The following is an 11,933-nucleotide window of genomic DNA, read 5'->3' on the forward strand; positions in this document are numbered from 1 at the left end:
TCACCCTCGCCCATGCTTCCGAAGGCTTATTCAAAGAAAAAGGCAGTAAATTTTTAGCATTTGCCTACCCTGTCAAAAGCGAACAGGAAATCAAGGAAATCTTGGATAGCCTACGCAAAAAATATTATGATGCCCGCCACCATTGTTATGCTTATATCTTAGGAAAGGACATGGATATTTTTCGTGCCAATGATGATGGGGAACCAAATCATTCTGCCGGTGACCCCATCCTTGGTCAGATCAGATCAAATTCATTAACCAACACGCTGATTGTGGTGGTGCGGTATTTTGGAGGGACCAAACTAGGAGTTGGGGGATTGATCAATGCGTACCGTACTGCTGCAGCAGAGGCAATTGCCAATAACCTAATCATTGAATCCGAAGATATACATGAATTGGTTCTTCACTTCGGGTATCCGGAAATGAATCAGGTGATGAAACTGGTCAAAGACCACGGGCTAGAAATAGCCGGTCAGAAATTCGATAATTTATGTGAAATCAATTTAAAAGTCCCGGATGGGCTTTGGGAAACAGTATCATCCAAAGCAATGGAATTGGAAGGGGTGATTATTGCTGAGGGTTGAAAAAAGATTCCAAATATCCCTGAAAGTGCAATTTTTTGTAAATCTCACGGCAAACCCAAGCATCTGTTGCGGCATATAGCAATTGTTTTTCAGTAAGCGTTTGCGCTTCCCAATTTGAAACCTGCTCTGATTTGGATATCCTGACATTCAAAACCATTGCTGCCAGATTTCTCACTCCTACATTTTGAAACCCGACTTTTTTGAGTTCTTCATTGAGGTCAAAGAAATTTTCGGGCAAAAAGCGCTCTTGTAGTTTTTTCAGGGCTTTTAGGTCATCATGGACAGCTGCTCCCACTTTGACAATATGTTTTGTTTCCAACAATTCTTTCAGGATTCCAGGCATTCCTATTTGATTTAACCTGATCAAAAATGCTACATCTTCAGTAGCCAACTGAAGCAATGCCACCTGATGTTGGGTTCCTTTGGTAAAAGAAGGCCTTGTCTCAGTATCGAACCCAACCAATTCATGGCGACTGATTTCATCTATCACTTCCTTGATTTGATCCTTTTTGTCCACCAAAACAATGTCACCCTCAAACTGTCCTAGAGGCAAATCGTTGATTTCAATTTTTGAGATTTTCATTGGTATCATACAGCCAATTCCTTTCTGATCTCCTTCATTTCTTCTTCACTATAATAATTTATGCCCAACTTTAAGTATCCGAATAGGACAGTCATGATCGGACTGATGATATTGAAAAAACAATACGGCGCATAAGCCAAAGTTGCAACCCCCAGCACTGAAGCTTGGGTGGCCCCGCATGTATTCCAAGGTATCAATACAGATGTAACAGTAGCACTGTCTTCTAAAGTTCTACTAAGGTTTTCAGGTTTTAGGCCGCGCTTCCTGTACACATTGGCATACATCCTACCGGGAACCAAGATCGCAAGGTATTGGTCAGAGGTGGTGACATTGAAAAATACGCAGGTCGCAGCTGTAGAAGCAATCAGTGAACCGACTGAATGTACTTTCCTGATGACTGCTTCTGCAAGAACTTTAAGCATGCCGCTTTCCTCCATTATTCCCCCAAATGCCATGGCACAGACGATCAGCCAAATGGTATTGAGCATACCTGACATCCCGCGGGTTATTAATAACTCATTGACTATTTCATTGGATGTGGTGATACTTATGCTTCCATACAAAGACATCATTACGGCTTTGAATGATTGGTAAGCATATCCAAAATCAGAACCACCTGCGATCAATTGAATTATCTCAGGCTGGAAAATAATGGCAAACAATCCTCCAAGGACTGCCCCTATCAACAATGCCGGAACTGCAGAAACTTTTTTCACGATTAACCCGATGACTACTATCGGAACGATAAAAAGCCAACCGCTTATATTAAATTGCTCTGAAATAACAGCAGAAATATCCTTTACCTGATCCACCGAACCCTCAGCACCCGAAAAGAACCCAATTACCCCGAAAATAATAAGGGTCAAGGTCATGGAGGGAACAGTCGTTTTGGTCATGTGTCGGATGTGGGTAAACAAATCCGTACCCGCCATAGCCGGAGCAAGGTTGGTGGTATCTGAAAGCGGCGACATCTTGTCCCCAAAATAGGCACCCGAAATGATGGCCCCACCGATTAGTCCTTCCTCAAAACCAAGGGCTTTACCAATCCCCAACAAAGCGACACCAACCGTGGCAACCGTAGTCCAGCTACTTCCCGTTGCTATCGAAACAACGGCACACACAATACAGGCTGCGATAAGGAATATGGTTGGATTAAGTACCTGAAGACCATAATATATCATTGCAGGTACGATTCCGCTCAGCATCCATGTTCCCGCCAAAGCCCCAATCAACAACAATATCAAGATACTTGACATGGCTGAAGAGATGCTTTTGACAATCCCGTCCTGTAAGGTTTCCCATTTGTATTTCAGACGGTAAACTGCCATCAACGCGGCCACTGCGGCTGAAAAAATGAGTACCATCTGATTTGACCCCGAAAGGGCATCAGTCCCAAAAATCCAGATATTGATTACCAACAAAACAATCAAGAAAGTGATGGGCAACAGGGCTTCTAAGATGGATGGCTCTTTGTGTTTTGTTGTCATTAATGTTTTTGTAAAATTTTAAAAAACTGAAATTAAGAATTTTTTGGAAAATTACACCTCGGAAAGCATGTTTACCAACTCTTCAGCTGTCTGCCAACCGATCGCAACACCCATACCACCCAATCTTACTGCGAGACCAATATTATTCTCCACCATTTCTACAATGGGTTTTTTATTTTTTCCAAATGCCATTATCCCTGTCCACTCCAAATCAATTTCAATGTCGCAATCAGGAAGGATAATATTGTTCAGGATATGGAGCAGATATTCTCTGATTTTGGGATTCACTTCCATGGAAAGTGTTTTTTCGCCCTCGAAGTCCATGTTCCTTCCACCTCCAAGAAGAATTCTATCCTCCACTTTTCTGAAATAAACATACCCTTTGTCATAGTGGAATGTTCCGGAAAAGGGAATCTCTTTGGAAATAGGTTTGGTGACCATTACAAGACCCCTGCCGGGCTGAATGTCCAATCCCGGTATTAGTAGGTTGGTGAAAGCATTTGTACAAACTGCTATTTTATTTGCAAAGAAGGCTATTTCGTCCTTACCAGTTGGATTTCTAACATGTACTTTTTTTTCTTCAATCTCAATTTTTGAAACCTGTGAACCTGTCAGAATTTTAATATTCAGTTCCTGACTTTTCTCCCATAGCGACATCAGAAATTTTCCCGAGTCCAATTCTCCTTCAAATTTATTCTTAATTACAGCCTTGACTTTATCCGAAAATCCAAATGCGCTGATATCCTCTATCTGTTCAAAAACCCCTTCCGGAAAAACCGGAGCAAGTAAATGATTGATTTTATCAAGAAATTTTAAGGCGCCAATTTCATTTTCGGTCAGCAGCTCCAGGCCGCAAGTAGGCAAATATCCGAGACGGTCATCGCCAAAAAATTCCCTGATTGCCAAAAGTCCGCGATATCTCTTTTCAACCAATTGAAGAACTTCGGACTCAGACAAGGTATTCAGGTCGTCCAGGATTTCAGTCAAACTCCCAAAACAGGCAAAACCGGCATTCCTGGAACTCGCCCCACTAGGGAAAATCCCCCTTTCAAGGACCAATACTTTTGAAAGCGGAAATTTGGTTTTGTATTGAATGGATGTCGATAACCCGACAATTCCTCCACCGATGACGATCAAATCATAGTCGACAAAGTGTTTCTTTTCCCAATAACTCAACATTATTTTTAAATCAAAGAAGATATTTAAGGGCTATTTATTAATTTAAAGCACAGAATCCAAAAAATACCTATTTATCCCCTTCCCAAATATCATGAGAAAAATCGATGAACTCCTATCGGAATATGGCCAAAGCCACCAAAATGAAACCAACAAAACCATCCATTGGATCTGTGTTCCTGCTATTTTTTTCAGTATAGTAGGTTTGGTTTACAGCATTCCTTCAGGATCTATTGAATCTGTTTTGCCGTTTTTGGGAGATTTTGCCAATTGGGCCACGGTTGCACTTATTTTGGTACTATTTTATTATGTTTCTTTGTCACCACCATTGGCTTTGGGTATGTTTTTCTTTTCTGCTTTGTGCCTTGCCATTGCTAATTTAATCAACCTTGTTTCTCCTGTACCACTTTGGGCAATCAGCATTGGCATTTTTATTTTGGCCTGGATATTCCAATTTTATGGCCATAAGATAGAGGGGAAAAAGCCCTCCTTTTTAAAAGATGTTCAGTTTTTGATGATCGGTCCCGCTTGGCTTATGCACTTCATTTACAAAAAATTAGGGCTTTCGTATTGATCCGCAATACTCAAAATCAAAATTTTAAAAGGGTTTCCGTCTAAACCTCCCACCCGCTTTCTATCATTTTGATGAGGCCTTAAAAATTACTTTCCTTAATTTTCTGAGTTTTAAAGTCGTATTTTTAGGAAACTGAAAAATCCTTAAACGCTTCCAAAACATGCTGAACTTTATTTTTGCAGAAGTTGAACTTCCCATGCTTTCAGATATTGTATGGATTTTTGGCTTGGCCACTTTGGTGATTTTGCTCTTTATGCGGTTCAAAATCCCCACCATTATCGGGTTTTTATTTACAGGAGCTTTGGCAGGCCCGTATGGACTTTCCCTTGTCACGGCCTCTACTACTGTTGAAGCACTTTCTGAAATCGGGGTGATTTTACTTCTGTTTGTGATCGGTATGGAATTTTCTCTGAAAAGCCTCATGTCTATCAAAAAAGCAGTATTTATCGGCGGATCACTTCAGGTATTTCTTACGATTTTGGCAACAACATTTATCGCCCATTTTTTAGGATTTGATTGGAATGTGGCAGTATTTCTTGGATTTCTATTTTCTCTGAGTTCCACTGCCATCGTGCTCAAATTACTCCAAGAAGGCGGTCAGGTCAACACCATCTCAGGACGAACCACTTTGGCAATCCTTATTTTCCAGGATGTGATCATTGTTCCTCTGATGCTTTTCATTCCCATGCTTGCCGGGGAAACAGACAATATTGCCCTCTCGCTGCTTCTCTTGGCTGGAAAAGGTCTCGCTGTGATTATCCTGACTTTCTTAAGCGCTAAATACCTGATTCCCTCCTTGCTATTCCGTATTGCCAAAACAAGGAATGAAGAACTTTTCTTGCTCAGCATCATCGTGATTTGCTTTGCGGTCGCTTACCTGACCTCATTGTTAGGACTTTCATTGGGTTTGGGAGCGTTCTTGGCAGGTTTGATCATCAGTGAATCAGATTATAGCCACCATGCTACCGGCAAGATCTTGCCCTTTAGGGAAGTATTTTTGAGTTTTTTCTTTGTGTCAGTGGGAATGCTATTTGATATCGGGTTCTTGTTTTCAAATATCCTGCTCATTTTAGGGTTGACTGCTTTGACCTTTTTGGTCAAATTCGTCATAGTTGCATTTGCTGTCAGGACGATCGGACAAGGCTTCAAAGAAGCATTCATCGTCGGTTTTTCGATCTTTCAGATCGGTGAATTTTCCTTGTTGCTAGCCAAAGAAGGGATGAAGTATGAACTGATGGACCCAACTACCTATCAGTTCTTCCTTGCCATTTCCATATTGACAATGGCCATCACACCATTTTTTTTGAACAAAAGAGAATCGCTATCCCTAAGTATCCTCAATCAATCTTTGCCAAGCAAACTCAATGAAAAATTTGGCAATGAAGATGTACCGCAAAATATAACCATAGAGTCCAATCTGAAGGACCATCTCGTCATCATCGGTTTTGGACTCAATGGCCATAACCTCGCAAAAGCTGCAAGGTCAGCCAAAATTCCTTATGTGATCATCGAAATGAACCCTGTGACCGTGAGAAAGGAAGTCGCCAATGGAGAACCCATCATTTTTGGTGACGCTTCCAACGAATCTGTTTTGGAACATGTCCATATCCACAAAGCAAGGGTAGCGGTAATTGCCATCTCCAATGCCGCAGCTACCAAAAGGATCATTTCAAATATCAGGTACATGACTACCAATCCATACATCATCGTAAGAACCAGGTATGTGAATGAAATGGAAGAGCACCACAAACTCGGTGCAGATGAGGTGATTCCCGAGGAATTTGAAACTTCTATTGAAATATTTACAAGAGTCCTTGGGAAATACCTTGTGGCGAGACATGATATCGAACATTTTACTCAAGAAGTCCGGTCTTATAATTATGAATTGTTCAGAAAGCCATCAGACGAAGAGAAAGGAAGGTTGAAGATCGAACTCCCTGAAATCAACCTTGTTGGATTCAAAGTTGAAAAAGACTCCGGCGCATTTATCAACAAACCCCTCAAAGATGCCAAAATCAGGGAATTGTTTGGTGTAAACATTGTAGCCATAAAGCGCAATGAAAAAACGATGTCAGACATTGGCGGCAACATGAAGCTCAAACTCGGAGATCTCGTCTATGTCGTAGGGGATTCAGAATCTTTGCTTGCCTTTGAGAAAGAGGTAGAAATTGAATGATCTATTTTCATTCAATAAAATGAATATTCCTGAGTTTCTCCAAGGCCATTTGGTTTTTGAAACTGTGAATATTGTCTATGACGGATTTTTTTTCACGGGCTGTAAGCCGCCAATTCAGAGAAGCCCTGAGAATTTCCTGCTGATTGGGATTGAATACGCCTTCCTGATCTGCCAATCCCCTTTCTTTCAGGAATTCCAAAGTGGAATATTCAAACTCAATTCTTTCCAGATGGAAAGGCATGGATTCCTTCATCCTGTTGTATATCACTTCATTGTTGAGGGTCTGCACATTGTCCCAATTGATATAGATATTCTTGATCGGAGTAAAGAGTTTTTCAAATAAGGTAGGAGGTTGTTTCTGTTGTATTTCGGAAAATTTTTCAGAATCCCTGATCGTTATCAGAACCACCCCTGAGGTATTTTCATCGATCCAATCCTGAAAAACATACATAAACCGTAGCGCATCCTGTAGGCCAAAGTTATCCGACAATCCCGAATCCATGGTTTCCATAGCAGGAATTGAGGGTAGCTGCACATTGGGTGTAATAAAAGGGAAAGTAGCACCCATCCTCAATGCGCTGATAAACCTGAGTTGGTCAGCACCATGGTGGGCAAAAAACCGCTGAAAATCAATACCCTGACTTTTTTCGTCAAGTCCCTCCGACCTATCCAAAGAGATCCCCATATAGGACATTGGCGCTGGGGCTATGAAAAGTTTCCTCCCGTCATTGGTAATCAAAGGAGTGACAGGAAGCATGGGGATCTTGCTTTCAAATTCGGGAATCCTATATGCCTCTAAGGGCTTGTCCATGATTCCTTTGGTATTGATGTTAAACTGGTTTTCAAAGGCATAGCCTCGGTCTTTGAGGTATTTGCGGTTGTTATAGTGGAAAGATTGGTTTCTGATCAGAAGGTCATTGACCAAAAGGGTGAAAATAATCGGATTGAGGTTGTCCGCAGATATCTGATCAAGGTATTTGGGATCAAACAAGTCGAGCTTTTCTTCGGCTTTCCGGAGGTATAACTCTCTGAAAAAAGCAGCCCCAACCGCCCCTCCTGATGCCCCGGAGATCATTTGGGTGTGTTTGAACAATTGTTCTGAACTTACTTTCTCTGCTTCCTGCAAAACCCGCACTGTCCATAAAGCTGCCCTTTGCCCTCCCCCGCTTGTTGCTACAAAAACCATTTTTGGCTTTGAATCCGAGGGGAATTTGGACCTCCAGTTTTCCAGGATCTTCAGGGCATATTGCTTGTCCTTATTTACACTGTCCTCATGCAAAATCTTATTGAGTTCATCAAGGTCATATTTCGCAGGAACTGAATCATAATCCATACCAAACGCTGCATGGGGCCTGTTGAGAAGCTCACTACTGGAAAGGACATTGAATAAAATAATGACCGCTATGACGATTGGCGTAGACCAGTCTCTCAGCCAAAATGACAATGCACCTATCACCATCGTCAGTATGGAAAACAGAAGAATACTACTGGCTGCAGCCGGGATTTGCAGGAAAGGATTTTCTCTAAACAATCCCAACACCATGATCAAACTGATCAATCCAATTTGAATCAGGACCATGTTGAGGTGGTTTTGGTCAAATACACTGAGCAGCTGATGCGTTTCAAACCTGGACAGGTCCTGACGGACCTCCTTAAACCTCAGATTGGTACTCAGGTAATCCACTACCTTGTCTTTTGTTTTTTGGCTTTCCTTGATCCTCCTGAGCATATTGGCTCTTGGGATTTTGGTTTTCCTGAGCCTTTTTTCTACCCGGTCAGCAAAAAGTTTGAAGAAATTTTTATTGGTAAATCCAAAATAAAGGAAAATCAAGGTGTAGGTGGTCATGGTCCCTGCCACAAATCCCAAATAATAAACCAAAATAATCAGGTTATTCTCATGCTCGTTGTCAAATTGAAAAGTAATGAATGCGACTAAGTAGAGAATATAAAAAATAAGGGGTATGATGGAATTATTGATGCAATAATGGATAAAGGGCCGGGGAACAACCGCCAAGAATTTAAACTTGGATCCGTCAAGGATATATGTTGTCATATGAAATGACATGGTGAAAATGGCTAACGTCACTCCTACTAAAAAAAAACCCTGCCAGGAAACCTGATTCAGATACTCAGGATCTAGAAAAAGGAATGGAATACCAAGCACCGTACCGAACTGCTGCAGGATGATCATCGCCAAGAGAACCCACAGTGCCACCAGAAAAAGGTTCTTTTTCAAATGCAATATCAATAACTGTATCGGAAAACTATAGGTGATTTTATCCCACATAGGTCATTTGTTCTGTCAAAATATAGCAGAATTTTAATAGAATTCTAAATCGACATTTTTCATTGTGGCTTTTGCCAATATCACTTACCTTCGCTCCCTGAATTAGAAATTTGAAATATGAGAACTTGGTTTTTGTGTAAAGTAAAATATGCCAAAGAAACTGAGCAAGGTCTGCTCAAGAATGTTTCTGAGCAATATCTGGTAGATGCTGTGTCATTTACCGAAGCCGAGGCGAGGATTTATGACATGCTGGGATCTGTCATCCGTGGGGATTTTCAGGTCACCAATATCAGCAAAAGCAATCTTGTGGATGTGTTTTTCTATGAGGATATCGACATTTGGCACAAGTGCAAAATCACTTATATCGTGGCTGATGGAGACAGTGGCAAGGAAAAGAAAGTGACGCAGTTCATGATTGTCACCGCCCATGATGTGAAAGAAGCCTACGAAAGGATCTTTGAAAGCCTGAACAACATGCTCGTTTCATTCCGTGTGACGGAAGTGACCGAAAGTCCGATCATAGAAGTTTTCCCTTATGAAAAAGAAGAGGAATTGAATCCAACGATTCCCGAAAATCTAAAACCCCTCCGTGAGGTTCAGGCAGAACTGAGAGAATACGAAGAAAAGGACGAATAGTCCTTTTTTTATTTTCCCAATATTAATTTTTTAAATTCCATCAGAAAATAAACTGCCTTTCTCTTTTTAAGAAGAAAATATTATCTACTTTTGAAGAATTAGTTTATAATTATGAAGAGGTTATTTTATTTTGCAAAAAGCTTTCTAGCAATTCTTGTATTATTTTCTTGTCATGAAAAAGAGGATCATATCCCCCTGTCTAAAGTAGAAATTTTTGAAAGGGTTAACGACGGATCCTTCAATTACAATTCTGCCAATGTAAAAAAAATTGAACCCCTTGATGGAAAATTATTTTATTCACATAGAAGCAATCCCGGTTACTTGGATAGTGCCTATAATGTTATCCAATTGTGCTGTTCGGCAGTTAACAATAATGAACTTAATCAAAGTTTCAGCAAAGATTATATAGTGGGAGCGGGAAATTACCTAAACTCATTTAATGTCTACTCAGTTAAAGATGATTATTCAACCGGCTTTATTTATTTACAAAAGTTTTTTGGCCAAAATATCCAAAATGTATTTTTGGATAGTAAAGCAAAAGATTTGTTTGATTTAAATGAAAACTTTCTCTTAACCCCGGTTTATGTAGGCACCAAACAAGAACTGTATATTTTTGATCTTGATAGACATGTCAACTTTTTTGGTGGACCTCAAGATACCACAGGAATTATTAAAGTAAATTTTTCATCAGTGGGCCAGTCAGAATCTCCGGATATCTCTTATGTTGGAAAACTGAAAAGGTTTGAAGATGGTTGGTTGGTTGCGCTGTATTCCGGGTCGACTGTTTCCGTACGAGGCACATATTTTATCGATAAAAAGGGACTAGCAACAAAAGTCGAAAGTGACCTTGAAGAAATCTTTTACTATGGTGGACATACTTATCTGGAAAATGGGAAACTGATAGTTTGGACGGAGAACAGAATTTATTTATCTGAAAAAGGTAAATTAAATGACATAAGAACAATAGCAAATATTCCACTTGCATTCGAATTTAGAGCTATTGGTAACAGATTAGCGATGTTTCTTCCGTCAGCTGAATCAATTTTAGAGCTTGAAAATATCGAAAATTACAAAGAAGGGCCACTTAAAGTCAAGCAATTGGATAACCGAGGAATAGAGTTTTCCAATGTCAATGAAATCAGGTTATTCGGAGATAAGGTTTTTGTTGCAACAAGTATGGGGCTATTTACAAAAAGCGAATCAGAATTTTTTACACCTAAAAAGGAAGATGAAAATACACAGAAAACCGGTGAGTCAATAACATTTTTCCTTGACCAAAACTAAACCCGATTAGCATTAATTCATAGCCTCAATTGATTCCCAATCACAAATTTGATCAAATCCTCCACGGGTATCTCTGCCCTTTCTGAAGCATCGGCAATATCTTCCCTGCTCACCTGGGCAGCGAAGGTTTTGTCTTTCAGCCTTTTTTTGACACCGCTGACTTCCATTCCCTCATAGCCCTGTGGCCGCATCAGGGAGTAGGCGTGGACAAATCCCGACAGTTCATCAAAAGCATAGAGCATCTTTTCCATCTCGGTCACAGGCTCTACTCCAAAATACCTCGGTCCATGGCAGGCGATGGCTCGGATAACCCGAGGATCTATATTCCTTGATTCCAGCTCTTCTATGATTTTGCGACAATGCTGATCAGGCCATTGGTCCCAATCGGCATCATGAAGCAATCCCGCCAAATGCCACATGTGTTGTGTGGATTCATCATATCCCTGCGCTCCGGCGTAGGCTTTCATCAAGTGCCCTACCTGCTTCATGTGAAAAAGCAATTTCTCATTGAGTACCCATTGGTTCAGAAGTTCCATCGCATCTGCCAAAGACATGACATTGCCAAGGTTAGCCTCAGCGCCAAATTCATGTCGGTTCAAAAGATATTTAGATTCCATAAAAGAGAAGATTTATCATTAAAAACAATTTTTTTTGCTTTTTATATTAGTTTATATGTAACTTGTATATATATCTTGCGTTGCTAATATTCTACTCGACCTATAAGCTTACCTATCTCATGAAAGAATTTTTTTTGCATTCCGATTACTTTTTCTTCATCCATTTGGATAGTGGTGCTAATATATTGGATAGCAATGAACATCTTCAAAAAGAAACCCTGTTTTTGAACAAAGCCTTGGATGGATCTTCATTTTCGGAATTGGTTTATTACAAGGACTTTTCAAATTTTCAATTTCTATTGGAAAATTCTCTGAAGGAAGGAGAAAGGAAATTCACACTCGAAATGCGGAAAATCAAATCTGATGGTTTGGATTTTTCATGGACCAAATGGGAATTCACCATTCACCCCGAAGATTCAAGAAAAATCAAAATCTCCGGCATTGGGCATCCCATAGAAAACGTCAACGAAAAGTCAGTGCAATTTCCTGATACCATCAATGACCTTCAGGCAAAAAATTCACTCATGGA

At 40.3% G+C, this 11,933-nt stretch carries 10 protein-coding genes and 1 pseudogene; 6 read left to right on the forward strand and 5 right to left on the reverse strand.

The window, feature by feature from the left end; genetic code table 11:
* On the forward strand, nucleotides 1–584 hold a 584-nt coding region (locus ACZFYI_RS08075), incomplete at its 5' end, for an IMPACT family protein (protein WP_462523614.1).
* On the opposite strand, the gene ACZFYI_RS08080 is transcribed toward ACZFYI_RS08075, so the two are convergent.
* The 3 genes from ACZFYI_RS08080 to ACZFYI_RS08090 are packed head-to-tail and all read right to left on the reverse strand — an operon-like array spanning nucleotide 568 to nucleotide 3,833.
* Complete coding sequence (locus ACZFYI_RS08080; RefSeq protein ID WP_462523615.1) at nucleotides 568–1,176, reverse strand: 3'-5' exonuclease; 609 nt, start codon at nucleotides 1,174–1,176, stop codon at nucleotides 568–570. The two genes, ACZFYI_RS08075 and ACZFYI_RS08080, sit on opposite strands and share 17 nt — an antisense overlap.
* The gene (gene nhaC, locus ACZFYI_RS08085; RefSeq protein ID WP_462523616.1) at nucleotides 1,173–2,654 is read right to left on the reverse strand and encodes a Na+/H+ antiporter NhaC; all 1,482 of its coding nucleotides are present in this window, start codon (nucleotides 2,652–2,654) and stop codon (nucleotides 1,173–1,175) included. The genes ACZFYI_RS08080 and nhaC overlap by 4 nt, the downstream gene beginning before the upstream one ends.
* 51 nt (nucleotides 2,655–2,705) lie before the next feature.
* On the reverse strand, nucleotides 2,706–3,833 hold the full coding sequence (locus tag ACZFYI_RS08090; RefSeq protein WP_462523617.1) for an NAD(P)/FAD-dependent oxidoreductase: 1,128 nt from the start codon (nucleotides 3,831–3,833) through the stop codon (nucleotides 2,706–2,708).
* A gap of 91 nt (nucleotides 3,834–3,924) precedes the next feature.
* Between ACZFYI_RS08090 and ACZFYI_RS08095 the strand changes: the two genes are divergently transcribed.
* A complete protein-coding gene (locus ACZFYI_RS08095; RefSeq protein ID WP_462523618.1) occupies nucleotides 3,925–4,404 on the forward strand; it encodes an Mpo1 family 2-hydroxy fatty acid dioxygenase in 480 nt (159 codons plus the stop codon).
* A 160-nt stretch (nucleotides 4,405–4,564) separates the two neighbouring features.
* A complete protein-coding gene (locus tag ACZFYI_RS08100; protein WP_462523619.1) occupies nucleotides 4,565–6,580 on the forward strand; it encodes a cation:proton antiporter domain-containing protein in 2,016 nt (671 codons plus the stop codon).
* A 7-nt stretch (nucleotides 6,581–6,587) separates the two neighbouring features.
* Here ACZFYI_RS08100 and ACZFYI_RS08105 read toward each other — a convergent pair whose 3' ends face one another.
* Nucleotides 6,588–8,867 carry a patatin-like phospholipase family protein gene (locus tag ACZFYI_RS08105; RefSeq protein ID WP_462523620.1) on the reverse strand — a complete coding sequence of 760 codons (2,280 nt, stop codon included), beginning with the start codon at nucleotides 8,865–8,867 and terminating at the stop codon, nucleotides 6,588–6,590.
* Nucleotides 8,868–8,984: 117 nt separating this feature from the next.
* On the opposite strand from ACZFYI_RS08105, the gene ACZFYI_RS08110 reads away from it, so the two are divergent.
* Both ACZFYI_RS08110 and ACZFYI_RS08115 read left to right on the forward strand, forming a co-directional pair.
* Nucleotides 8,985–9,503 carry a DUF4494 domain-containing protein gene (locus ACZFYI_RS08110; protein WP_462523621.1) on the forward strand — a complete coding sequence of 173 codons (519 nt, stop codon included), beginning with the start codon at nucleotides 8,985–8,987 and terminating at the stop codon, nucleotides 9,501–9,503.
* A gap of 111 nt (nucleotides 9,504–9,614) precedes the next feature.
* Entirely contained in the window at nucleotides 9,615–10,787 is a 1,173-nt protein-coding gene (locus ACZFYI_RS08115; RefSeq protein WP_462523622.1) for a hypothetical protein, read from the forward strand.
* 17 nt (nucleotides 10,788–10,804) lie between these two features.
* Here ACZFYI_RS08115 and ACZFYI_RS08120 read toward each other — a convergent pair whose 3' ends face one another.
* The gene (locus tag ACZFYI_RS08120; RefSeq protein WP_462523623.1) at nucleotides 10,805–11,404 is read right to left on the reverse strand and encodes a hydrolase; all 600 of its coding nucleotides are present in this window, start codon (nucleotides 11,402–11,404) and stop codon (nucleotides 10,805–10,807) included.
* A 119-nt stretch (nucleotides 11,405–11,523) separates the two neighbouring features.
* Between ACZFYI_RS08120 and ACZFYI_RS08125 the strand changes: the two are divergent.
* Nucleotides 11,524–11,933 (forward strand): annotated as a pseudogene (locus ACZFYI_RS08125) (PAS domain-containing protein); the annotation flags it as partial.

Source organism: Aquiflexum sp. (assembly GCF_977115555.1).

What these genes read in the sequence shown, in the direction of transcription:
- ACZFYI_RS08115 (WP_462523622.1), top strand. Translation starts at nt 9,615, where the DNA reads ATGAAGAGGTTATTTTATTTTGCAAAAAGCTTTCTAGCAATTCTTGTA.
- nhaC (WP_462523616.1), bottom strand. Translation starts at nt 2,654, where the DNA reads ATGACAACAAAACACAAAGAGCCATCCATCTTAGAAGCCCTGTTGCCC.
- ACZFYI_RS08105 (WP_462523620.1), bottom strand. Translation starts at nt 8,867, where the DNA reads ATGTGGGATAAAATCACCTATAGTTTTCCGATACAGTTATTGATATTG.
- ACZFYI_RS08120 (WP_462523623.1), bottom strand. Translation starts at nt 11,404, where the DNA reads ATGGAATCTAAATATCTTTTGAACCGACATGAATTTGGCGCTGAGGCT.
- ACZFYI_RS08090 (WP_462523617.1), bottom strand. Translation starts at nt 3,833, where the DNA reads ATGTTGAGTTATTGGGAAAAGAAACACTTTGTCGACTATGATTTGATC.
- ACZFYI_RS08095 (WP_462523618.1), top strand. Translation starts at nt 3,925, where the DNA reads ATGAGAAAAATCGATGAACTCCTATCGGAATATGGCCAAAGCCACCAA.
- ACZFYI_RS08080 (WP_462523615.1), bottom strand. Translation starts at nt 1,176, where the DNA reads ATGATACCAATGAAAATCTCAAAAATTGAAATCAACGATTTGCCTCTA.
- ACZFYI_RS08110 (WP_462523621.1), top strand. Translation starts at nt 8,985, where the DNA reads ATGAGAACTTGGTTTTTGTGTAAAGTAAAATATGCCAAAGAAACTGAG.
- ACZFYI_RS08100 (WP_462523619.1), top strand. Translation starts at nt 4,565, where the DNA reads ATGCTGAACTTTATTTTTGCAGAAGTTGAACTTCCCATGCTTTCAGAT.